The sequence below is a fragment of the Nitratidesulfovibrio vulgaris str. Hildenborough genome (assembly GCF_000195755.1).
Taxonomy (GTDB): domain Bacteria; phylum Desulfobacterota; class Desulfovibrionia; order Desulfovibrionales; family Desulfovibrionaceae; genus Nitratidesulfovibrio; species Nitratidesulfovibrio vulgaris.
In genome coordinates, this window is the sequence record NC_002937.3 from 2525647 (window position 1) to 2549233 (window position 23587).

General features: G+C 64.5%; 23 protein-coding genes. 6 read left to right on the forward strand and 17 right to left on the reverse strand.

Going from position 1 to position 23587, the window contains the following annotated elements:
- Positions 1–190: 190 nt before the first annotated feature.
- From DVU_RS11330 to DVU_RS11350, 5 genes are all read right to left on the reverse strand, one after another.
- Complete coding sequence (locus DVU_RS11330) at positions 191–610, reverse strand: VanZ family protein (RefSeq protein ID WP_011791844.1); 420 nt, start codon at positions 608–610, stop codon at positions 191–193.
- A gap of 360 nt (positions 611–970) precedes the next feature.
- Positions 971–1654, reverse strand: a complete 684-nt coding sequence (locus DVU_RS11335; protein ID WP_014524516.1) for a rhodanese-like domain-containing protein — start codon at positions 1652–1654, stop codon at positions 971–973.
- A 160-nt stretch (positions 1655–1814) separates the two neighbouring features.
- Positions 1815–2144, reverse strand: a complete 330-nt coding sequence (locus DVU_RS11340) for a hypothetical protein (RefSeq protein ID WP_010939692.1) — start codon at positions 2142–2144, stop codon at positions 1815–1817.
- 133 nt (positions 2145–2277) lie between these two features.
- Positions 2278–2475: a 4-oxalocrotonate tautomerase DmpI gene (gene dmpI, locus DVU_RS11345; RefSeq protein ID WP_010939693.1), complete on the reverse strand. Its 198-nt coding sequence runs from the start codon at positions 2473–2475 to the stop codon at positions 2278–2280.
- A gap of 2 nt (positions 2476–2477) precedes the next feature.
- A complete protein-coding gene (locus DVU_RS11350) occupies positions 2478–2987 on the reverse strand; it encodes a nitroreductase family protein (RefSeq protein ID WP_010939694.1) in 510 nt (169 codons plus the stop codon).
- A 101-nt stretch (positions 2988–3088) separates the two neighbouring features.
- Here DVU_RS11350 and DVU_RS11355 point away from each other — a divergent pair, with 101 nt between their 5' ends.
- Positions 3089–3568 (forward strand): winged helix-turn-helix transcriptional regulator, encoded by a 480-nt coding sequence (locus DVU_RS11355; RefSeq protein WP_010939695.1) that lies wholly within the window; start codon positions 3089–3091, stop codon positions 3566–3568.
- Between the two features lie 425 nt (positions 3569–3993).
- Here the strand turns inward: DVU_RS11355 and DVU_RS11360 are convergent, their stop codons facing one another.
- The 5 genes from DVU_RS11360 to DVU_RS11380 form a co-directional block, all read right to left on the reverse strand.
- A complete protein-coding gene (locus tag DVU_RS11360; protein WP_223294680.1) occupies positions 3994–4902 on the reverse strand; it encodes a DMT family transporter in 909 nt (302 codons plus the stop codon).
- A 98-nt stretch (positions 4903–5000) separates the two neighbouring features.
- On the reverse strand, positions 5001–5903 hold the full coding sequence (gene rarD / locus DVU_RS11365; RefSeq protein WP_011791842.1) for an EamA family transporter RarD: 903 nt from the start codon (positions 5901–5903) through the stop codon (positions 5001–5003).
- Between the two features lie 240 nt (positions 5904–6143).
- On the reverse strand, positions 6144–6698 hold the full coding sequence (locus tag DVU_RS11370) for a hypothetical protein (RefSeq protein ID WP_011791841.1): 555 nt from the start codon (positions 6696–6698) through the stop codon (positions 6144–6146).
- Between the two features lie 122 nt (positions 6699–6820).
- On the reverse strand, positions 6821–7279 hold the full coding sequence (locus tag DVU_RS11375; protein ID WP_010939700.1) for an outer membrane lipoprotein: 459 nt from the start codon (positions 7277–7279) through the stop codon (positions 6821–6823).
- Between the two features lie 333 nt (positions 7280–7612).
- A complete protein-coding gene (locus DVU_RS11380; protein ID WP_010939702.1) occupies positions 7613–7879 on the reverse strand; it encodes an RNA recognition motif domain-containing protein in 267 nt (88 codons plus the stop codon).
- Between the two features lie 261 nt (positions 7880–8140).
- Here DVU_RS11380 and DVU_RS11385 point away from each other — a divergent pair, with 261 nt between their 5' ends.
- On the forward strand, positions 8141–12382 hold the full coding sequence (locus tag DVU_RS11385) for an EAL domain-containing protein (RefSeq protein ID WP_010939704.1): 4242 nt from the start codon (positions 8141–8143) through the stop codon (positions 12380–12382).
- A gap of 338 nt (positions 12383–12720) precedes the next feature.
- On the opposite strand, the gene DVU_RS11390 is transcribed toward DVU_RS11385, so the two are convergent.
- Positions 12721–13230, reverse strand: a complete 510-nt coding sequence (locus DVU_RS11390; RefSeq protein WP_011791839.1) for a hypothetical protein — start codon at positions 13228–13230, stop codon at positions 12721–12723.
- Between the two features lie 264 nt (positions 13231–13494).
- Here DVU_RS11390 and DVU_RS11395 point away from each other — a divergent pair, with 264 nt between their 5' ends.
- On the forward strand, positions 13495–14442 hold the full coding sequence (locus tag DVU_RS11395) for a magnesium transporter CorA family protein (RefSeq protein WP_223294656.1): 948 nt from the start codon (positions 13495–13497) through the stop codon (positions 14440–14442).
- A gap of 305 nt (positions 14443–14747) precedes the next feature.
- Complete coding sequence (locus DVU_RS11400) at positions 14748–15380, forward strand: HD domain-containing protein (RefSeq protein WP_010939708.1); 633 nt, start codon at positions 14748–14750, stop codon at positions 15378–15380.
- 77 nt (positions 15381–15457) lie between these two features.
- Here the strand turns inward: DVU_RS11400 and DVU_RS11405 are convergent, their stop codons facing one another.
- From DVU_RS11405 to DVU_RS11425, 5 genes are all read right to left on the reverse strand, one after another.
- Positions 15458–16678 carry an ABC transporter permease gene (locus DVU_RS11405; RefSeq protein ID WP_010939709.1) on the reverse strand — a complete coding sequence of 407 codons (1221 nt, stop codon included), beginning with the start codon at positions 16676–16678 and terminating at the stop codon, positions 15458–15460.
- Positions 16679–18145, reverse strand: a complete 1467-nt coding sequence (locus DVU_RS11410; RefSeq protein ID WP_014524517.1) for an ABC transporter permease — start codon at positions 18143–18145, stop codon at positions 16679–16681.
- Entirely contained in the window at positions 18142–19041 is a 900-nt protein-coding gene (locus DVU_RS11415) for an ABC transporter ATP-binding protein (protein ID WP_014524518.1), read from the reverse strand. The genes DVU_RS11410 and DVU_RS11415 overlap by 4 nt, the downstream gene beginning before the upstream one ends.
- The gene (locus tag DVU_RS11420) at positions 19038–20273 is read right to left on the reverse strand and encodes an efflux RND transporter periplasmic adaptor subunit (protein WP_010939710.1); all 1236 of its coding nucleotides are present in this window, start codon (positions 20271–20273) and stop codon (positions 19038–19040) included. Before DVU_RS11420 ends, DVU_RS11415 begins: the two co-directional genes overlap by 4 nt.
- Positions 20274–20744: 471 nt before the next feature.
- Complete coding sequence (locus tag DVU_RS11425; RefSeq protein WP_014524519.1) at positions 20745–21653, reverse strand: hypothetical protein; 909 nt, start codon at positions 21651–21653, stop codon at positions 20745–20747.
- A gap of 204 nt (positions 21654–21857) precedes the next feature.
- On the opposite strand from DVU_RS11425, the gene DVU_RS11430 reads away from it, so the two are divergent.
- A complete protein-coding gene (locus tag DVU_RS11430; protein WP_010939712.1) occupies positions 21858–22268 on the forward strand; it encodes an Hsp20/alpha crystallin family protein in 411 nt (136 codons plus the stop codon).
- A 60-nt stretch (positions 22269–22328) separates the two neighbouring features.
- Entirely contained in the window at positions 22329–22682 is a 354-nt protein-coding gene (locus DVU_RS11435; RefSeq protein ID WP_010939713.1) for an Hsp20/alpha crystallin family protein, read from the forward strand.
- Between the two features lie 225 nt (positions 22683–22907).
- Here the strand turns inward: DVU_RS11435 and DVU_RS11440 are convergent, their stop codons facing one another.
- A complete protein-coding gene (locus tag DVU_RS11440) occupies positions 22908–23534 on the reverse strand; it encodes a DUF2238 domain-containing protein (protein ID WP_010939714.1) in 627 nt (208 codons plus the stop codon).
- Between the last annotated feature and the right edge of the window lie 53 nt (positions 23535–23587).

Sequence of the window (23587 nt, forward strand, 5' to 3'; positions counted from 1 at the left end):
GACCAGAAGGAGGAGTGGGGTCGCACCGCGCGGCATCCTGATGCGGGTATCGTCCGCTGGCAGACTGCCGCCGGACACTGTCAAAGGTATCACCGCACCGGCAGATGCGGACATGTCGCCCTGTCAGGCTTCGCCGCGTGTCGAAGGCGAGACTGCGTCGTGCCCGACGCCCCTGCCTCGCCATCGCCGGTCACCGCCGTGACATGTCATCCGCACTGGTACAGATTCGGACGAGTCTCCGACGCAAGGCAGCCCACCCATCCCGCGCCTGCCGTCTTCCGGCAAACCAGCCGCAAGCCACGCCAAGGGCGTTCGCCGCCATATCCGCCAGAGAGGCGAAGCGACCGGGCACGAAATGCTGCGCGACCTCGATACCGCCCCCCAGCAGGACCATGGCGAGAGAGGCGTACGAAGCCGCAACCGGGCGGGTGAACGCCGCCCACGGCAACAGCGCCAGCCATGCATAGCCTATCAGGTGCTCAACCTTGTCGATGTGCGGCACCGGCGGGCCGTCGGGCACCGGCAGCAACGACCCCGCCACGACAACTCCGATGGAGACCAGCCAGAGAACAAGAAACGTCGTTCTCACCTGCCGCGATGGCACAGACATCACTCATCCCCCCATGACACCATCGTGTCCATCGTCGGACGCCCTCTGTTGTGTTGTCGTGCACCACGGCACGGATTGCGGGATTCGGACTCCGGGGATGCCAGCTGCCCTCTGTCAGCGGCAAGGCCTCACGGGTAAGGGCCGACCGACGACCCACTCAGGTGATATCCGAACGACATCACACCGACGACATCACACCGACGACATCACGCCAACGGCAGCCCCCCGACGGCGGCACTCGACAGCAGTACATGGGGACGTACCCCGGCGGTATCACAGTCACCGCATCGGCAGACCTTTCGCTGACGCGCCTGTACCCTTCACGACCTTCGGCGACGCCACGCGTCACCGTCGCAGGACTCACCCTGCCCCGGTGCACCGCCCTCGCATGTCCCCCGCGGCGCGTCCATGCAACAACGGCAACCCCGCTGCACGCCATGCGGCCATGCCACCGCAGAGCATCGCCACATTGCGGGCCCCGAGCAGCAACGCCTGCCCAAGCCATCTATGCGCCAGACAGGGACAGCCCGTCGCGCCCATCGCGCCCGTCGCGAGGGTGCTGCCGACCTCCACAGGGCCGCCCCGGCCGGGGGGAGGACTGTTCGTGGAAAGACAGCCCCGTCCCGCATCGGGGCAGGTCGCAGCCGCCTCACTGCAGAACACGAGCATACTGCCGGCATGACGCCGCAGCAGGCGGGCAAGACGCCGCTGCATCGCATACCGTGCGAACAAGTCCGGCAACCAGCGGAACAGCCCGGCATCCCGCAACGGTATCGCACCGGGGATGTGCCCGCCTTCCCACGCCGAAGAGGGGCGCAAGTCCACGGCTACGCACACGCCCTGTTGCATTCCCGCCGCAAGGGCCAACGCATCCATCTCTACGACGGGCACGCTGACGCCCCCCGCTTCCGGCATGTCCCTGTGGGCAGGAAGGATGCCCTTCGCCTGCCCATGACCTTCTGGACGGGCGACAGCAAGGTGCGCTGGAAGCCCTGTGCCGTCTTCCGGCGGGGAATCGGAGATACGATGACGATATGCTGCCACAAGCCACCTCGGCGTATGGCTGATTGTACCGCCCCGCACCATGAGGGGCAAGGCTGGTCAGCCGAAGCAGCCGGAGAAGGCCCTAGCGGCATCAGGTCGCAGGGAAAACCAGAGGAACATCCGCACGATGCATTGTTCGGCACATCGTGCGGACGTTACGCTAATTGGCGGATACGGTCGCCTGTGCGGGCGTCTCCTCCTCGTCCTGCAGCAGCAGTCCGAGAGGAACGTAGGGCCCGAGGGGGATGAGGTCGAACTCCACCTGCTTTTCACGCACCAGCGGCAGTTCACGCAGCATGGCCCGTGCGTCGTCGACGGAGGGGGCTTCGAGCACCAGCACGGTACCCGACCTGTCCTGCCTGAAGTACATCTCGCGCACCACGTCGGCGAGGTACAGCCGCACGCACTGCGAAATCTCCTTCAGGAAAAGCTCGCGAATCCTTTCGGGGGTTGCCTTGTCGCGCACCTTATCGATGGCAAGAATCTTCATGCTTCGCTCCTTGGGTATGCGAGGAGGCCCCACCGCAAGGGCGAAGCCTCCGTTCCGCATCCGGGTACGCTTTTTCGGGCTTCGCCTCAAGCCCCCGCGACCATTGCAGCGCAAGCAGCACGACCGTGTCGCTTCATGAACCTTCCCGATGCCTGTCGGCCAGAAGGACACCGCCCACGGCATAGTCCTCTGCGGGACGGCATTCGAGCACCACGACGATGGTCTCCGGAGGCAATCCCATGATGCGCGCCGCACTCTGCGTGAGCTCATGCACGAGTTCGCGTCGGGTCTCCAGTGAAAGCTGGTTCGCCTGAACGGTGATGATGGGCATGGCTACCAGCCGTTATGATGTATCTTGGACTCGTCGTAGCGGTCTTGCGGCTTGAGTTCCTGCGCAGGATGCCCGATGACGATGAAACCGAGCGGCATCACCTGTTCAGGCAACGAAAACTCGCGCCTGAACGCCGCGACCCTGTCCTCCATCGGGTAGATACCCGTCCAGACAGCCCCAAGGCCAAGCCCCTGTACGGCAAGAAGCAGATTCTGGATGGCGGCTGAACAATCCTGCACCCAGTAGCCGGGGTACTTCTCGGCACTGAGGTCGGCGCAGACGAGGATGCCAAGCGGTGCCTGCGCCGCCATGCCGGCGTACTGGCTGTACGAGGGCACCTTGTCGAGCATGGCGCGGTCGTCCACGACGACGAAGCGCCAGGGTTGCGCGTTGCCCGCACTGGGTGCGGCCATGGCTGCGGCCAGAAGCCGTTTCACGGTGTCTGCGTCCACCGGGGCTTCGGTGAACTTGCGAATGCTGCGGCGGGAATGGATGGCTGTAAAGATGTCCATGACGACCTCCGGTCTTGGCGTTGACTTCGTTCCCAGTCTACCCCACTATATCCATACATCAAGTACACACCATAAAGTAGCATTGTACCCTAGAGGATACCATGAAAAAGACCACCGCCCGCGATGCCGACCACCGCCCCTGCCTTCTGAAGCACTGTGCGGGCAAGGACTACTACTGCTCGCTGGAACTCACGTTGCAGGTCATCGGAGGCAAATGGAAGCCCATCATCCTCTGGCGCATCGGACAGGACGGTGTGCTGCGCTTCAGCGAACTGAGGCGCATCCTCCCCAACATCACCCAGAAGATGCTCACGCAGCAACTGCGTGAACTGGAAGCCGACGGCATGGTGCACCGCGAGGTGTATCCGCAGGTCCCCCCCCGCGTGGAATACTCGCTGACGGAACTGGGCCGGACGCTCATGCCCGTGCTTGAGCACCTCATCCTCTGGGGACGCGCCTTCGAGGAGATGCACGGCGTCACACCCGCACCCTACAAGGAGGACGGGACGGACACAGAGAAGGCAACCGCAGCCGCCCCGGCAATCGACGGGGACGAAGCCGACGACGAGGCCGCGGCCTAGCCCTGCCCCAGGTCGGGACAACGCCCTCATCTGCACCCCGGCGAAGCATCTTGCCCGACGACGAAGCATCTGGCCCGACGACGCGCGGCATCCATCTCGCCGGGAGTCACGAAGCGTGTCCCCTTCGGCAAGGGGGGCCGGGGTGTCGGCGACCCCATCGTCACAGGCCCGACGCAGCATCTAGCCCGACACAGCGTCTGCACCGACGACGAAGCATCTGGCCCGACGCACCGGCGCAGAACATCTGGCGGGCGCGGCGAGGCATCTTGCCCCGCGCAGCGTGGCGAAGCCGCGGCACGGTGCGGGATAACACCACCGAAACTTCACCCGCCCCTCGCGGCGCTCTTTCGCCCTGTCCAGTCTGCCAACGGACTGCTGGCACCAGCGCCCTGCGCCCCGTCATCACACGAGGCACGGAAGCAGCGCTACAGGTGGTGCCGCATCAACAGCAGTGCCGTGCCTGCGAAGGCCACAGCGGCCCCCACCACGGCACGCACCGTCGGTCGCCTGCCCGTCATGAACCATACCACGGGCATGATGGCGATGGGCTCAAGTCCGATGAGCGTGGCTGCCACGCCCGTGTCGGTGTTGGCCACCGCCACAAGTGAAAGCCACATGCCGATGCCGGGGCCAAGTACGGCCCCCAGCGCCATGCGCGGCAACACTCCCCGCCCGCTTCGCAAAGACTGCATCGCAGCCCGCGAACCGCCCATGAGGGCCACGACGGGCCAGAAGACCACCGCCGCCGCCACGTTACGGAGAAACGCACAGAACAGCGGGTCTGCCCCGGTGCTGAATCCCTTCTTGGAAAAGAACATGGCAAGGGCGAGGGCCAACGCCGACCCCAAGGCAAGGGCGATGCCCTTGCGGCGCTGACCCGGGGTCGTGGCCAGCCCATCAGACCGGCCGCCGCCGTCCGTGACGACGATGATGACGCCGACCGTGGCCACAGCTATCCCAAGCACTCCGGCCCAGCCGAGACTCTCGCCGAGGAACATCACGCCCAGAAAGGCCGTCATACTGGCTGCAAGCGACTGGCACACGCAGGCCACCCGCGGGCCAAGCAGCACGGTCGAACCGTAGAACAGCCAGTCGCACAGGGCCACGCCGGTCAGCCCGGACAGCGAGAAGTACCACCACACCGAAGCGGGGTGGTCGAACGACACCCCTGAGAAGACACACGCAGCCCCAAGCAGTGCCACCGCCAGCGGCAGACGCAGGAGTGTCAGGTTGGTCGCTCCCATCTCGCGGGAAAGCTGCGAATGTATCTGGCAGGAAACGGCCCAGATGCAGGCCGTGCCGAGGGCGGCAAGTTCGCCCGTTCCGAATGCCATGGTCAAGACGATACTCCGTGAAGACGCCGGGACGATACGGTATGCACCGTACCGTCACCGGGAGGCGGGTGTGCAGGAACAGGGTACGCAGTCCGGAATCAGGGCTTTCTGTGCAGGGCGCGCCATCCTTCGATGGTGTACAGGGCCAGCGCCCCCCATATGCAGCCGAACGTCACCAGATGCGACGGCGTGAGCGGTTCATGGAAGACGAAGACCCCGAGCATGAACGCAAGTGTGGGGGCAAGGTATTGCAGCACCCCCACCGTGGTGAGACGAAGGCTTCGCGCCGCAAAGGCGAACCAGATGAGCGGCGTGGAGGTCGCCACGCCCGCCCCCATGAGCAGCAGGTCGGTCGTCGGGGCGAGATGCATGAACGCACCGCCGCCGCCAAGGTGCAGGCGCACCAGCCACACCGCGACGAAAGGTGCAAGGATGCTCGTCTCGATGAAGAGTCCGGGTACGGAGGCGACCTTCACCGTCTTGCGCATGAAGCCATACAGAGAGAACGACCCCGCCAGCGTCAGCGCAACCCACGGGAAGCGCCCGTACCCGGCAAGCATCCACAGCACCCCGAAGGCGGCAAGGGCGATGGCTGCCACCTGCAGGCGCGAGGGACGTTCACGCAGGAACACGCAACCCAGCGCCACGTTCATCAACGGGTTGATGTAGTAGCCAAGGCTCGTCTCCAGCACATGGCCCGTGTTCACCGCCCAGATGTAGAGATACCAGTTGAAACCGACCAGCAGACCGCTGCATGCCACACGCAGCAACGTCCCCCGGTCGCGCACAGCGGCACGCACCTCTGCCCATCGACCGGAGAACACCACCACGGGCAAGAGAAAGACGAAAGACCACAAGATGCGGTGACAGAGAATCTCGAACGGGGGAACGTCGAGCAGCTGTTTCCAGTACAGGGGCAGCAGGCCCCACAGGGCGAATGCCCCCAATCCCGCCACAAGGCCCTTGCGCGAGGTATCGGAGGTCACGGGTGCGCTGGGCATGGAAGGCTCCGGACGGATGTCGAAAAGAAACGGGGCCGCCGAAGCGGCCCCCTGCAAAGAACTTTTGTACCGCTAATGCCACGTTCTACAAACACGATGAACGCCCGTCAGGTACGGTAGTCGTCCGGCGCATGCTTGCCGCCACCGGGGACATGCGTACGGCGCACATCGCAGACTCCTTGGCGCTAGCGCCTCCCCGGAATGCATCGGTGGCTGCCGACACATGGCGAGGACGCCATGCTAGACGTTGAAGGAGCGGGCGAAGAGGGCTTCGATGGCCGCACGCCCGTTGTCTTCAAGGAAGCGGGTGCCGGTGGCCGTGAAATGCCGGTGGCCGATGCGTGGCTCACTGACCGGCGACCATGCGGACTTGTCCCACATGTACCAGCCGTTGCGGGTCTGGTCGAAGACGTAAAGGGGCTTGTTGCATATCTTGGCGAACTCGGCACCCCAGCCTGTACCGCCGGTCACGGTGTCGTCCTCCTGAATGGAGCCCACCACCCAGACCTCATGCCCGCAGCTCACCTGCCAGCAGATGGACTGCAACACCTTGCGAAAAAGAGGGGCGCGCGTGTACTGGCGGTTCATCAGCCGCGACACGTAGGTGAGGCTCACGTCCTTGAGGGCGAGTTCTTCAGAGGTCAGCACCCTCACGCCACGTGTGCGTTCTATCTGGTGCCCCTCGAAGCTGTAGTTCACCTCTTCAAGACCATACTTCTCGGCAATGCCACCGAAATGGGCCTCGGTGCCCGTGGCACCGCCGCTGTACAGAATGCAGTCTCTCGGGTCGAGCATGTGGTATCCTCCATCGCTAGGGAAGTGAGGCCCGTCGGCCGTGGTACCGTGGCATGAGAAACCCGCCCCGGAAGGGGGCGGGTTCATTATACGCATTCGGCGTCAGGTGTACAGGGTGCAGACTAGTGACGCACCCGGGCCGAACCGTCGCTGCCTTGCAGCACGCGCACACGGTCGCCCACGGTGAACACTTCGTCAGGTTCCTGCACGATGGACATGACCTGTCCGTTTTCGAGACGGACCGTGATTTCGAGCGCCCGCTTGTTGTTGAGGGCCTTCTCACCCGCATAGCCCGCGGCGGCACCGCCGACGGCGCCACCAAGGGTGGCGAGGGTGCGGCCCTTGCCGCCGCCCACCATGTTGCCGAGGACCCCGCCCACGACGGCACCGCCGAGCATGCCTAGACCGGACTGCTGGTCTTCGATGGTGGCATCGTTGATCTGTTCGATGGTACCCCACTGCACCGTGTGGGCCGTACGGGCCTGACCGCCCTTATAGGTGCTGCCGCCATAACTGGGGCCGCACGCGGCGAGGAGCAACGTGGCGATGAGAAGCCAGGCGCAGGTCTTCAAATTGCGCATTTTCATCTCCTTTCATGGTTCTGTGTCGGCACGCCGACCAGTTTTACCCCTCTCTTGTATCCCCAAGCGGGAACCGAAGCAAGGGAGTCGCGCTGAAAGCCCCGGCAACACCACGGCGCGGGTAGCGCGATGCGTCGTGATTGCACCATGCCAGTCCGCCCCCACGCTCCGATACGACATGAAATCATAAGCAGCATCCGCTCACGTGATATGGCATGATTAGGGCGTGAGTGAGAAGGCTTCCGGCAACCGCGACATAGCCAAGACTATAATGGAGGACATGAAAAACGCCCCGGAACGACCGGGGCGCGAGATACGGCACGGACGCGTCGCCTAGTAGCGGGGCGGGCGGGGCGCGCGGGGACGGGCTTCGTTCACGCGCAGGGTGCGACCACCGAACGAAGCGTTATCAAGAGCTTCGATGGCGGCGACAGCCTCGGCATCGTCCATCTCGACGAAGCCGAAGCCACGGGCACGACCCGTATCACGGTCGCTGACCAGCTTTACGGAAAGAACGGGACCGAACGGAGAGAAGAGGTCCTGCACCTGCTCTTCAGTGGCGGACCAGGGAAGGTTCCCGACGTAGATGGACTTGGCCATGAGAAAAACCTCTTGAAAAAAATAACGAAATGTTCGCGCCTCAAAGCAGGCAGAACCAATCTGCCCGTCGCGCGGGCCTTCAATGCCCATGCCCCAAGCCGCGCGTAGCGTCAACAGAAAAAGCGATGTAGTTTTAATGATGTCGGAATCATGCAGCGAATGCGGGCGCCCTGCCGTGTATCCCTTACTGTGCCTCTTCGTGCACATGACTCTTTCTTTCGGTCAACGATTGAGGTAGAGACTCCAAGCAGGTAGACCAGAATGTCACGTTACATCCGCGCCTTGCTGTGCTGTGTGGTCATTGCGCTCATCGTAGCGGGCGCATCACCTATCCGGGCTTCCGATGTAGGGTCTTTGCCACTGCGCCTCGCCCTGCGGCCCGACATGCCTCCATACCAGTTCTTCGATATGGAAGGACGCCCACAGGGGCTGGTCGTCACCGTATGGGAAAGCTGGACGCGTGCCACGGGCACTCCCGTGATTTTTGTGCCTGTCACGGAGAACGAGATTCCCGACGCCTTCGCCCGGTCGCGCATCGACGCCGTCGCCGCCCTGCCCGCCCAGTTGCTGCCTCGTTTCGGTCTCGCCGAAGCGGCAGAGGTGGGCCATCTTTCCGTAGGCATCTTCTCGCATACCGGGAACTCTTCGCCTGACCCTGCCGACCAGGGGCAGGGGAGTGTCACATCACCCGCCATCCCGGCCGGGATGGGACTCGCCACCATCCTGCAGGATACGCTGCCGGGAGTGAATCCCGTCGTCTTTCCCGACACCACCAGTCTGCTTGCCGCCGCCCATGCCGGAAACGTACGGCAGATTGCCCTTTACATGGCCCATGGTGACTACCTGCGCAAACACGGACGCCTCGAAGGTTTCGATGCGGGCATCGCCGTAGCCTCAAGTCGGCTAGTGGCGGCCCTCCCCGCTGCCGACATCGCACGCAAGCAACGCATTCGACTCGGTTTCTCCCGTCTGGCGGATACCGACCACCGCGACCTTGAGGCCATGTGGCACGGTGCGCAGACGGCCTTTCCGTTCATGCGGCCCCTCGTGCTTCTTGGCGTACTGACATTCCTGCTTCTGGTCGTCGTACTCGGCCGCAACCTCGCGCTGCGCAGACGCATGGAGAAGGAACGTGCCGAACGCCGCCGCACCGAGAACATGCTCGACGGCTTTCTTGAACGCCTGCCAGACAACCACTTCACCCTCGATGTGGATGGAACCGGCGCTGTCGTCATGGCAAGCAACGGCACGGAGGACGTTCTTGGCGTCTCGCCGGATGAGGCACCATCCAGACTCCGGCACCTGCTTCCCCCGACGAAGGACGGCGCGTGGTCGCAGGCGTCGTTCTCGATTGAAGCGGCACACGCTGACGGTTCACTGCGCACGCTGGACTGCCTTGCCACCACGCCCGACGAAAGGGGACACCGCCGTGTCCTCGTGTTCGACACCACCCGCCGCAACCTCGAAAGACAACGTGTCGAGGCCATACATCACCGCTACATGTCCATCCTCGACAATGCGCCGGTGGGCATCTTCCGCATCATGCCCGACGGTTCCATGGTGGGTGCCAATCGCGAGATGGCAAGGCTATGGGGGTTCTCGTCGCCCGAAGAACTGCTCGCGTCGGAGGAGGCACGCCGCCTCATCCTCTGCGACGACCCCAAGGCCTGTCCCCTGAGTTTTGCCCGCATCGCCGCATCCGGCGGGCTGGTGAACGAGGAGGTGCTGTGCCGCACCCGCGACGGACGCAGCTTCACCGGGCTCGTCTCGGCACGGGCAGTACCGCAGGACGACGATGTACAGTCATACGTCGACGGCTTCCTGCTCGACATCTCGCAACTCAAAGAGGCACGGGACAAGCTACGCCAGACAAGCCGCAACCTGGCCGACATCATCGACTTCTACCCCGATGCCACGCTCGTGGTCGATGCCGCAGGAAGGCTGGTGGCATGGAACAGGGCCATGGAAGAACTCACGGGCATCGCCGCGGCCGACATGATAGGCAAGGGCGACTACGAATATGCCCTGCCGTTCTACGGTGAGCGCATCCCCATTCTGTGCGACCTGCTGCGCGACCCGGCCATCATCCCGGCCGCGCGGTACAGTCTTCTTGAGCAGACTGAACACCGCATCGTGGTGGAACTGCCTCTCCCGTTCTTCCGCAAGGGGCGCGGGCTGTTCGTGTGGACGGCGGCATCGGCCCTCACGGACGAACACGGCAAGGTCACCGCAGTCATACAGGTCATCCGTGACGTGACCGAACGCAGGATTGAACTGGAAGCGCTCGCCAAAAGCCGCGAGCGCTACCAGATGGCCATCGAAGCCACCAACGAGGGAATCTGGGAATGGGACGTCACCACCGGCGAACTCTACCATTCACCCCGTTGTGTCGAGATACTGGGCCGTGGGGGCGCAAGCGCACCTGACACCCTTCTCCGCGACCTCTCCCTGCAGGTTCATCCGGATGACAGGCTGAGGATGGTGACGCTGACGCAATCGCTCATGACGGAACCCGTCGAACGCTTCTCGCTGGAATGCCGGATGCGCCATCCCGTACAGGGTTGGCGGTGGGTACTCTGCCACGGCGTCGTCCAGCGCAACGGTTCAGGCGGGCCAAGACGCATCACCGGGTCCATCGCGGACATCACCGAGCGCAAACAGAGTGAGATCATCAGTGCCATCCTGCTCCAGATATCCAACGCGGTGAATGTCACCCACGACATCGAGGGGCTGTTCAGCACCATCCATGACATCCTGCGCAGCTATGTCGCCGCCGAGAACTTCTTCATCGCCCTCGTCGACGAGAAGCAGGACCGGCTCGAATTCCCCTACCATACCGACGAGAAGGACCCTTCCCTGCCGCGGCTGGAGAGCATCTCGAGCCTTGCCTCGCCGCCCCCGACCCTTGAGGTCATCCGCACCGGGCGCCAACTGCTGCTCTCGTACGAAGACCTGCTAGGCCGCGCCTACATCGGCACCATCGCCTCGGTCTGGCTGGGGACCCCCCTCAGGGTGCGCGGCAAGGTCATCGGTGCCATGGTGCTGCAGCACTACTCCGACCCCGATGCCTTCTCCGACAGCGACGCACGCCTCATGACTTCGCTCGCCGACCAGATTGCCGTGGCCATCGAGCGCAAGCAGAACGAAGAGCAACTCACCTACCTCGCCCTGCACGACAGCCTCACGGGGCTGCCCAACCGTACGCTGCTTCTCGAACGCATCGAACAGGCGCGGCTACGCTCGTTGCGCGGCAAGGGGCGCTCGTTCGCCGTCATGATGATCGACCTCGACAGGTTCAAGATCATCAACGACAGCCACGGGCACGCCGTGGGCGACAGGCTGCTCCAGATGGTCTCTGCGGCGGTGCGCCCCGTGCTGCGCCCTGCGGACACGGTGGCCCGCCTCGGTGGTGACGAATTCGCCATCCTGCTGGAGGATGTCGCCACCCCGCGCGAAGTGGTGCATGTCGCCCGCCGGGTCATCAAGGCCGTCGAACGACCTGCGCGCGTCGCCAACAAGCTGCTGCGAACCTCGGCCAGCGTCGGCATCGTGCTGCGCACCGATGGCTACGGTTCCGCCGACGAACTGCTCCGCGACGCGGACATCGCCATGTATCAGGCCAAGGAACAGGGGCGCGGACGGTTCAGGGTGTTCAACCGCACCATGCACCAGCAGGCCATGGACGCCATGAACCTCGAGAACGACCTCGGGGCGGCACTCCGCTGGGGACAGTTCGAACTGGACTACCAGCCGGTGTTCGACACGCGCTCGCGCGCGCTGCTCGGATTTGAAGCCCTTGTGCGCTGGCGTCACCCCCTCAGGGGACTCATTCCGCCCACGGCGTTCATCCCCGTGGCTGAAGAGACGGGCATCATCACACGCCTCGGCCACTGGGTGCTCGAAACCGCGCTGACGGCACTGGCGCGCTGGCGCCTGCAGATTCCCGGCATCGACGACCTCTACGTGGCCGTGAACATGTCCGCCCTGCAGTTCGCGCAACCCACGCTGCCGGGAAGCGTGCGCGACGCATTGCAAAAGACGGGGCTACCCGCCTCGTGCCTCAAGGTGGAAATAACCGAAACGGCCATCATGCAAGACCCCACAACGGCCCTGCAACGCATCTCGGCCCTGCGCGACCTCGGGGTAGGCATCGGCATCGACGACTTCGGCACCGGCTATTCATCGCTGGCCTATCTGCAGCGGTTCCCGGTCGACACCCTCAAGGTCGACAGGTCGTTCGTCTCGCAGTCCACCACACCCGAAGGCGAAGGCAACCGTGAAATCGTTCGGGCCGTCGTCGTGCTTGCCCACAGCCTCTCACTGGCGGTCGTGGCGGAGGGGGTGGAGACCGAAGAACAGTTCGCCTTCCTCGCCGGACTGGGATGTGATGCCGTGCAGGGCTACCTGCTGTCACGCCCGGTACCCGAGGCCGACATTCCGGCCCACATCTCCACCACATGGGCACTGCCCGCGCAGGGCGACGCCATCCCTGAATCGCCGTAGCACTGCCGGGCGTACATCTCAGTGCCCCAATGCTCCGATTTCGCTCCCCGCGGGAAGGAGCGAGGTTCGCGCAGGGGCTGTCCCCCGCATCCCTGCCTTGCAGCACGCCCCCTGCGGCCCACAGCACGCGCCGCCGGACTCCCTCGCCAACGTCCCCTGCGGCCGACCATACGTGCTGTGCCGGCCCTGATGGCGGTCGTGACACGGATGTCCCCTCGCGTGCCCGCCCTACACCAAAGCCTCAACGACCGAAAAGCCCCCCGGAGAGACTCCGGGGGGCTTCACGCTATCGGAACCCGTGCCGACGGTGCGGGCACGGGAACGGCAACGACGTATGGCTAGCAGACGCAACGCAGAACGCGGATACCGTCCTGAAAGAGCACTTCCATCTTGTCGGGCCTGAGAATGGCACGCACCTCACCCAGTCCGAAGGTCGGGTGGGTGATGATCTGCCCCTCTTCGAAGACGCCGTCCATGCGGTACGGCACGCCTCCGTCCTGAACCTGCCGCGCCATGGCGACCTTCCACGCGATCTCGGTGGCTTGTGCCTCCTGCGCGGCACGGGTGGCCGCGCGGGTTACGGCAGCCTTGCGCGCAGCCTCGGAACGCGACACCGCCACGGCCTCGCTACGCGAAGCGCCGGAACGCACATGACGCACAGCCGGGGCCTCCGACCGCGCGCGTACGGGCTTCGCCGGGCGGAACTTGTGAACGCTGCCACAGGCGCGGCATTCGACCTTGACCACCTCTCCCCCCACCATGGCCACGATGACATGCCCTGTCACGTCGCCGCACCGGGAACAGCGCGATTCTATCCTGTCCCCTGCGGTCAGACCTGAAGTACTCATCAACACATCCTTTTCGCTAGTCTCTGTTCACGAAGGCCGTAACGACGACAAAAAACCACAGGCGAACCCTGTGGCTTCGTTTCTTGCGGCAAAGAGGCCGTTTCTACTGCTTCCGACGCCGCAAGGCAAGCCCGAAAGGAGGAGTGCGGCATCAGGAGGCGGGGATGGTGGCCGGTCATGCGGCTTGGCAGAAGGGCTGCGGAGGCCTCTGGCCGCAGACTTCAGCGAGTGCATACCGGCCCGTTTCATGATACGCGACCGTTCATGGATATACGCACCCTGTACCTGCACGGCGATGGCGACACCACCCGGACAACGGATTCTCCCGTTGAGGGAGGTATCGTCTGGTACGATATGGATATCGACATGGATGACGACCCCACTCCCGCACTGACGGGACTGGGGCTGCCCCCGCACATCCTTGAAAGCTGCCTCGCAACCCGGCGCTTCCCGGAAACCGAGGCCTTCGCCGGAGGCGTACTGCTGCATATGCCCGTGCGCCAGCAATGGAACGCCCCCCGTGCCACCTATCTCACCCTGCTGATGCTTGCGGGCAAGGTGGTCTCGCTGCACCGTGCCCCCCTTCCCGTCACGGTGAAGACGGCGCAACGCCTGACCATGGGCGATGCCCCCCACCTCGGGCTGGCGCGCGACCTGTTCCTGTACCTGCTTGAAGCCGTCATCGAAACCAACATCCAGAATTTCGTCGAGGCGCGCAGCCACATCGAAGAACTCTCCCGCACACTGGACGAGACGCCCGATGCCGTGGGGGTCGACGACATCCTTCCCTTCAAGCGCAATGTCGCCCGCCTCACCGTGCAGCACGAAGAGCAATTCTATTGCCTGACGGCCCTGCAGGGCATCTTCGCGGGCGGTGCCCCCAACGCCCAGCGAGACCCGCGCCTGCGCGACATGCTTGACACGCAGGCCCACCTCGCCCGCAGTGCCGACCGCATGGAATACCGGCTGCGCGACATGCAGCAACACTGCCACTATGTCATGCAGGAACGCACGGAACAACGCCTGCGCATCCTCACCATCCTCTCGTCCATCTACATGCCGCTGACGCTCATCGCTGGCATCTACGGCATGAACTTCAAGGCCATGCCCGAACTCGACTGGGAATATGGCTACTTCGCGGTTCTGGGGCTCATGGCCGCCACAGCCGCCGGACTGCTATGGTTCTTCAGACGGCGCGGGTGGCTGGGGTGACGACCTCGCACCCGGCGCGAAGACCTTGCCTGCGGCGCGGTCTCACGCGGCCAGCCGACAGCGAAGCGCGCCCGTGAGCACCCGTAATCTTGAGGCGAACTGGTACGTAACATGGAGGCAAAGCTACGCCACCATGGATGACCCATCTGCACCGAACATGCGGGCCGGAAGGCGCGGCAGGCTGTTGCGTCATCGACGCGGCCCCCCCTTTGCCGCGCCGCCGCCATGTCTGTACATCCACCGCCACAACGCTTAAGCTGCGCCGGGCCGGACGACCTCCGGCCCCTATCTTTTCAGGAGGCACCATGACAGCCTGCGACCCGCAACAGAACCTTCAGGGACGCGACCGCATGAAGCGGCTTGCCGACTTCCTCTTCGAGGCGGGGATGCTCCGCCGCACCCCGCGCACCGGCTACCAGTTCCTCGGAACGGGACAGGAGAATGTGGCCGAGCATTCGTTCCGTACTGCCGTCATCGGCTTCGTGCTGGCACGGATGGCCGACGCGGACACCGCCCACACCGCCCTGCTTTGCCTGTTCCACGACTTCCACGAGGCACGCATCGGCGATTTCAACTATGTGAACCGCATCTACAACACCAGCGCCCCACGCACGGCACTCGAACATGCCACCGAGGGCACGGGCCTCGCCGACGACCTGCTGCCCCTGTGGGATGAACTCGAGTCCGCAGCCACCATCGAGGCGCGCCTCGCACAGGATGCAGACCAGATAGACCTCATCCTCAACCTCAAGCAGGAACTCGACCTCGGCAACCGCTATGCCGCCAAATGGCTCGAATGCGCCCTGCAGCGGCTACGCACCGCCGAAGGCCGCGAACTGGCGAACACCATCGCCACCACCGACCACACGGACTGGTGGTTCATCGGCCCCGACAGGTCATGGTGGGAACGCAAGAACGGCAAGGGCAAGCACAAGTAGCGTTGCGTCGCCTCACTCCGGCAATGCACCATGTGCCGGATGCGGCGATGCTTCGTCCCCGGACGCCCGCCTCCTGACTATTCGGGGTGCCGCAATACGTCGAGGACGTCGACCCGTGACGCCTGCCATGCGGGATAGGCCCCGGCCGCGACACCCAGCACCACCGAGGCGATGCAGGCCCCGGCGGCCAGCAGCGGGTCGTAGGTATAGGGGAAGTCGCCCACGGCATAGACCACGGTCACCAGTGCAAGGGCCACGACGACACCAAGCGTGCCGCCCACCCCTGCCATGAGTCCCGCCTCTGCGAGGAATTGCCGCACGATGACGTTGCGGCTGGCCCCCACGGCACGGCGCACACCTATCTCCAGCCTGCGTGCGCGCACCAGCAGGGTCATGATGGACAGGATGCCGAGGCTGCCCACCGCGAACGAGATGGATGAACTGAGCACCCCGAGCGTCTGCACGAGGTCGAGGGCCTCCTTGCGCAGCTTGTTGGCGTCGCGTGCGGAAAGGACGGAGAAGTCGTCCTTCTGCCCTGCGGCGATGAGATGCCGCGAACGCAGGATGGCTGTCACCGCCGCCCTTGCGGCCTCCTCGTCGGCCCCGTCATGCAGGTTCATGTAGACGCCGCTTATCCAGTCCTGATTGGCCATGCGCCGCATGTACGTGGAAAGAGGGACATAGACCTGTTCGTCAAGGTTCGTGCCCGACACGTCCTGCCCCTTCTCCTCCATGACGCCCACGACCTGCACCGGGGCGCGGAAGAAGAACACGGTGCGCCCCACGGCATTGTCGGGTCTTTCGAACAGGCGTGTGGCGATGGCCGTGCCCAGCACGCACACCAGCGCCCGGCCTGCTTCGTCCTCGTCGGAGATGAATCGCCCGTATGCGGGGCTGTAGGCCCTGACGCGAGCGAATCCGGGCAGGGTCGCCACCAGTTGCGACGTGGTCTTGATGCTGCCGTAGCGCACCGGCATGGGGGCGTTGCAGTAGGGTACGCCGTCGCGCACCTGCGCCACGCCCCCGAGGATGGCCTCGGCGTCCTGAAGGGTGAAGGTACGGTTCACGCCGCTAACACCCGAAGGGCCGTCACGCCGGAAACGCACCTGCCCAGAAAGGGCCTGAAGCAGATTGGGCCCCAGCTTCTGCGTCTCGAGGTCAGCCTTCAGCACCATGGCCCCGGCCACGTGCATCACGGCGGTGAGGGCCAGCGCCCCCAGAAAGACGCCCAGCATGGCCAGCAACGCGCGGGTACGGTGCGCCGCCAGCGACTTGAGGATGATGCCCAGACCGCGCATCTACTCCCCTCCCCGCAAGGCGGCGATAGGGTCGAGGGCCGCGGCGGCGCGGGCCGGACGCAGGCCGAAGACCACTCCCACGACCGATGAGGCGACCACGGCGATGCCGAAGACCTTGGCGGAAAGCACCATCTCGATGAATCCCAGCCGTTCCAGTGCCTGCCCCATGGCCATGCCCAGCAGCAGGCCCACGATGGCCCCTAGCAGCGTCAGGGCCACGGCCTCGCACAGGAACTGCACCAGTACGGCGCGGGAGGGTGCCCCCAACGCCTTCTTGAGACCGATCTCGACCCGGCGTTCCGTGACGGAGAGATAGAATAGATTGGCCAGCACGAAGCCACCCACCGCCATGGCCGCTGCCGCCGTGATGCCCAGAAAGAGCACCAGCCCGCCCTTGATCATGGACAGGAAGCGACGCACCTCGCTAGCAGTGAGCACGGTGAAGTCATCCGGGTCTTCCCCCTTGAGTCCATGCAGGTCGCGCAACAGCGACGTGAGGTCGGCCACGTGGCGGTCGATGTTCTCCGCATCGGTGAACTTCACGCGCAGGGCCCGGAAATAGCGACGGTCGAGGTTGAAACGCTGCGTGAGGGTGGTGATGGGCACGATGAGGCGGTCGTCGACGCTACCGCCGCCGCCCGACATGCCCCTGTAGGCGAGACGGCCCACCACCGTCATGGGCACACCCGCCATGAGGAACGAACGCCCGACGGGGCTCACATCCCCGAAAAGTTCGCGGGCGGGCTTGTCTCCCAGAAGGCAGACACGCGCCCCGCGCCGGACGTCCTCGGCGGTGAAGTCGCGCCCTTCGACGAGAGGCCAGTTCCATGCCTCGGCGTAATTCTCTGTGGCACCCACCACGATGGGCACATCGTAATTGGCGTCTCCATTCTTGAGGCGCACAGCGCTCTTGGCACGCATGGGCACCACAAGATACGCCCCTGGCAACGACGAACGCAAGGCGAGGGCGTCATCCCACGACAGGGTGAGGTTCCTGTCCCCCACCGCCCGGTGGATGGTCGAACCGCCGAACACCAGCACGGCATCGGGGCCGAACATGTCGGTTATCTCTTCGGCCTTCTTGCTTGCGCCATCGACTGCCGCCACGATGACCGTGAGCGAGGCGATGCCCAGCGACACCGCCGCCACCACGAACAGGCTACGCAGCCTGTAGGCCCCGAGGGCGAAGAAGGCCATGCGAAGGGCCCGCCACAGCAGGCGCGGCGACAGTCCCGTGAGGGCAGCCACCTGGCCCGCCATGCGTCCAAGCGTACGTCCGGGCATACGCCCCTGCATGTGGCCCTGCGTATGCCCCTCCATGAGCTTGGCCCCGCCTGAGGCCATGCCTGCGGAAACGCCCCCGGCCATGGGCTCCACCACGCCGCCCGCCGTGCCGTCTTCCGGGCACCCTGTCGCGCAACGCGACACGGTGTCCTCCGGGCAGGTGGCCGAGGGGTCTCGCGTCATGCGCTCTCTCCGGCAGCGGAACCCCGCACGGAAGCCTCGGCACCGCAGGAATCGGAAGCCGCTTCTCCTGCCCCGCCTGCGCCCCCCTTCAGAGGGGTGCCCATATCCTGTGCAGTGGGCGTGATGGGGGCGTCACTCTCGATGACACCATCACGGATGAAGATGCGCCGCCGCGCGCAGGCTGCCGTGGCGGCGTCGTGCGTGACCACCACCACGGTCTTGCCCGCCTTGTTGATACGCCCGAGCAACGCCAGTATCTCCGCACTGGTGGCGGAATCGAGCTGTCCTGTCGGTTCGTCGGCAAGCACCAGTGCGGGGTCGTTGAGCAGCGCCCGCGCCAGTGCGACGCGCTGCTGCTGCCCGCCTGAAAGGCGCGCCGGGGTGAAGTCCATCCGGTCGCCAAGGCCCACGATGTCGAGCAGTTCAGCCGCCCGCTGGCGCAGCTGACGCAACGGCGTGTCCGCGTACATGCCCGGCAGCAGGACGTTCTCCAGCGCCGTCGCATAGGGGATGAGGTAGAAATTCTGAAAGACGAAGCCTGTCAGGCTGTTGCGCCGATGGCTCAGGGCGTCGTCATCAAGGGTGGAGGTGTCCTCGCCCGCCAGCCGGTAGACGCCCGAGGAGGGCCTGTCCAGCAAGCCGAGGATATGCAGCAGCGTAGACTTGCCGGACCCGGACGTTCCCTGAATGGCCACGAACTCGCCCGGGCGGATGGAGAACGTGACCCCGCGCAGTACGTCCACCGCAAGGTCGCCCTGCGTGAACGTGCGCCATACGTCACGCACCTCGATGAGCGCCTCCGCATGGCCTCCCCCATGCCCGTCCGGGGACACGCCCGCGGACACTTCTGCGGACGCTTCTGCGGGCGACGGCGTCGTAGCGCCGGACACGGTCACTTGCGTGCCCCCTTGGAGGCACCGGGCAACTCCACGCGCACTCCCACCTTCTGGCCCTCAGCCAGCCCTTCCACGACCTCGGTGACGTCGGGTCCCGCAGTGCCAAGCACAGGCTTGACGCGCCGCACCTTGCCACCATCGTCGATGAAGACCACACGCCCGCCGTCCACCCACTTGATGGCGTCATTGGGTATCACCAGCACGTCCTTCTTGCTGGCGACGATGATGCGACACTGGGTGGTCATCTCCGGGCGCAGGTGTTCGGATGTGGCAGGGTCGAGACGCACGAGGGCCTGATAGTAGACGATGTTGTCGCGTATCTCCGGCTGCGGGTATATCTGGTCGACCACGCCCCGGAACGTCTTCTCGGGCTGGGAGTCGACGCGAAACTCCACGTCGAGCCCCGGACGCACCTGCCCCACATCGGTCTCATCGACGTAAATCCACATCTCAAGACGCGACGGGTCGAGGATGGTGATGAGGTTCACCACCTGAAAACCGGCGACCACGGTCTCGCCCTCGGGCGCCGTCACCTGACTGACGATACCGCTGATGGGACTGCGGATGACGGCATAGGAAAGGCGGATGCGCGCCGTCTCAAGGGCAGCCTTCGCCTGTTCGGCGGCCTGACGGGTGCGCTTGCGCTCGGTGCGGAATTCGTTACGCAGCCTGTCGAGCGTCGCTTCACGGGCCACCAGCACGTTGGAGAGGCTGCGCGACCGCTGCTGGGCCTCGTCGAGGCTGTTGCGGGCGTCGAGGTCCTGTTCCACCAGCTTGCGCTTCCGTTCCATGGTCAGGGCGGCGTACTCGCTTTCGGCACGGGCGGCCTGCACCTGCGCTTCGGCCTCGCGTATCTGCAACGGGTACGAGGTCTCAACGCGCGCGGCTTCGGCCTCGGCCTGCCGCAGCTTCGCCTCTGCCTCATCAAGTTGGGCGCGCTGTTCACGGTCGTCGATTTCGGCGATGACCTCGTCCTTCTCGACCCGGTCGCCCACCTTCACATGCAGTTTGCGGATGATACCGGTGAACCGCGAACCGGTCTTGACCACGGCGCCCACCTGCGGCTTGATGATGCCCGTGGCTTCGAGCGTCTTGCGCACTTCGCCCCTGGTGACGGTGGCCGTCTCGCGGATGACGGGGTCGGCCGTCCCCCGTCGGGCATACAGCCACACGCCGACGGCGATACTACACAGGATGAGGGCGAGAATGGCGTACATGCGGCGTCTGGTCATGGCGTCTCCGGGCAGTGGCGTTGGCGCGACGGTTCGCGCCCGCAGACTATAACCACGACCTGCGCCGATGGGAACGGCATCGGGCACACGAAGTGCGCCATATTCACGGACTGATGCCTCTATGACAGCCGACGGACCGGGGCGAGAGCACCGCGTGCATCCGGCTTCTGGGGCTTCTGGTTCCTCGGGAAGTTCATGGCTGCCGGAAACCTAGACAAAGCCCAAAATGCGGCGGGGGATGCACGACCATCCCGCATCCGTGGTCCGTACCGCATTCTGCGCGCACTCGTCGCGCATGCCCGCGCATGGAGGCATGGCTGTCACGCAGACTTCCGCAACGAACCGCGAGAGTCCACGACGCCGACGCACGCACCGGAGTGCCTCTGCCCCGGCAGTACATGTCCCCCACCGCGACATACTAGCCTACGGAAGATGAGGCGGGAACAGTCACCGTACCCGCCGGAACGATCATCAGAAGGGTTCTACGGGAAGGGCCGTCAACCCGTCCGGTCCGTCCGCAAGGTGCAGCCCCCACGCCTGCCACAGGGCATCAAGCAGTGCCACGCCCTCGCGCAGGTCGGTCACTCCCGACACATGGCGATTCCTGAAGAACGACAGCAGGGGCTGCGCCGCCACGGGCAATCCGTCACGCAGTGCACCAGCCACCTCAAGCGCCTTGTCCGGGGCATGGTCCATCCCGGCCCACGCCAGTGCCAGCGCCACAGTGCGCTGCACCACCATGCCACGCATGACGGAGAGGAAGCCGGCGACATCTCCATCCTTGCGCAAGGTGTCATTCAGGCGACGCGCCATGTCCTCGCGCCCGTGCCCGAGTGCCACGGCAGCCTGCCCTGCCAGGGAACGCACGAAATCATCCACGGCCCGCCCGGAAAGCTCTTCGTGCAGCGCATCCCGAACGAGCGCGTCGCGCCACGCCCACGCCTTGCGCGCGGCATCGTACTCGCCGAAGGCCCTGTAGAGTTCACCCATAAGCACACGTTCGCGATCGACCTTGCCGCGCAGCAGGGCAGGAAACGTCATCTTGTGCACAAGTCGCGTGAGTTCGTGCCAATAGAGGGCATGACGGATATGGGCGTCGAAGCCGGGGCCGAACAGGCGTGGATGCAGCACCATCACCCACCCGGTACGTCCCGGCACCGAAAGGATGTGCGGCTCACCTGCGGGACGTCTTCCCCCGCGCCCCGTCTCCGCAACCGCTGTCGCGACAACCGACGCGAAATCAGCAGCGGCGACGATGCGCTCGATGCGTACCACCTGCGTCAGTTTCGCCGCCGCGCCCACGATGACGGAAAGCTCTTCATGCAACGCCTTGCGGGTCTCCTCAAGGGCTCCTACCTGCACATCGATGACTGTTCCCACCGCTCCAACCTCCATCAGGACATCGCCCGGCAGGCAATGGCAGCAGCCTCGACCGTACCGGGTGCCTTCCGGTAGCCGCAGAGGTGCGGCTTGTCAAAGGGTAACGCCGGGGCGGAAGACTCCGTCATCTTTGTCCACTCACACTGTTGACAGCCCGGACGTACGCATTATCCTGATGTTTGCCAACGACAAGGAGGTACGAACATGGTGATCGACTTCAACAGTCTGTATGATGTCCCGAAGAACTTCGAAAGGCTCTTCGATGAATTTGCAAGGATGCAGGCCGGTGGCGCAAGGCGAACACAGTATCCTCTCGTCAACGTCTATGAAAGCGATAACGGATACGTTGTCGATGTCATCGTTCCTGGCGTAACCCCTGAAGACATCGAACTCACGTTGACCGAGAGCAATCTCATCATCAAGGGAGAACGCAAGGCGTCTTCAGGAAGGATGTTCAGGCAGGAGCGCTCGTCAGGATCCTTCCAGCGCATCATCAACATGAATGTCCCCGTCGACAGGGACAATGTCGAAGCGCGAAGCGTGAACGGAATCCTGCGCGTCTCCATTCCCAAGGCCGAAGCAGTGAAACCGCGCCGCATCGCCATACAGTCCTAGGAACACACGACACATCGAATCATAACTCCCGAAGTCGGGTATGACCACGGAGGCAGAATAATGCAGAAGGATACCGAGACCACGAGGCAGGTCGTTCCCGCCACGGACATCCTCGAGATGGATGATGGCTTCCATATTCTCATGGACCTTCCGGGCGTGGGTGCCGAAGGACTCGCCATCGACCTTGAGGAGAACGAACTCACCATCAGGGGAACGAGTACCTACGCACCGGTGGACAAGGGCAACGCCATGCACGTCGAATTCGATGCCGTATCGTACGCCCGCACGTTCACCCTTTCAGACATCGTAGACCGTGAACGCATCAAGGCGACGTTGCGAGATGGACAACTCGACCTCTTCCTGCCCAAGGCGGAAGCGGCGAAGCCCCGGCGCATCGAGATTCGCACAGCGTAACCCGTACGCACATACCACAGACGGTAAAGCCCCCGCGACGAGATGTCGCGGGGGCTTTACGCGTGATGCAGAATACGGTCTCTCGGTGGCGGGTCGTCTCCGGTCTCTGCACGCCAGACGGAAAGACATCGCCCCATCGTCACGACAGGCAGCCGCAACGCCTATCGTGTGCTGCGGTGAACGAAGCGCACCTTCCCCCCGTCAAGGCAGCAGGACAGCGGTCAGCTATCGGGCTGACGGGACGGGGTCGTGGCTTCCCCACCTTCTGCCTGCCGTCCAGAAGAGCGCAAGCGAGAAGAGCGCCCCCAGCGTATCCGAGAGCATGTCCTTCTGCGCGTCCCATATGTCACCCTGACTGCCCAGCACGGCGATGCCCGCCTCGGGGTCGCTGCTCACGGCGTACCACCATTCGAGAATCTCATACCCCGCCGCCACCGACATGATGGCGAACAGGCCGAACAGTGTGGAGACCACAGGACCCGCCAGACGCCGCCGGACGAGGATCTCGGTGAAGGCGTAGGCATAGAAACCCACCGAAAAGTGACCGATCCGGTCGAAATGGTTGCGGCTTGCACCGATGATGTCCGAGACGAAGCCGAAGGGCACGGCGGCAAAGGTGAAGTGCCCACCCACGGTGTGCCAGAAAAGCCAGAATGACATCAGCAGGTAGGCGGCGTTCGAAAAGCGGTATCTGCGCGCCGTGAACACCAGAATGGTAAAGACGAAGACCACGGGCACGGCCTCTGCAATCCAGACCGCCCTGTCCGCCGGGGCGATGCCCAGCACGATGAAGAATACGACAAAGACGGATGCCAGCATCTCCGGCAGGCGTTCCGCAAACGTTCGTGACATGCATCTCTCCTTGTCTGCGCACCATGCACCATCATCGGGGGCACTGTAAATGC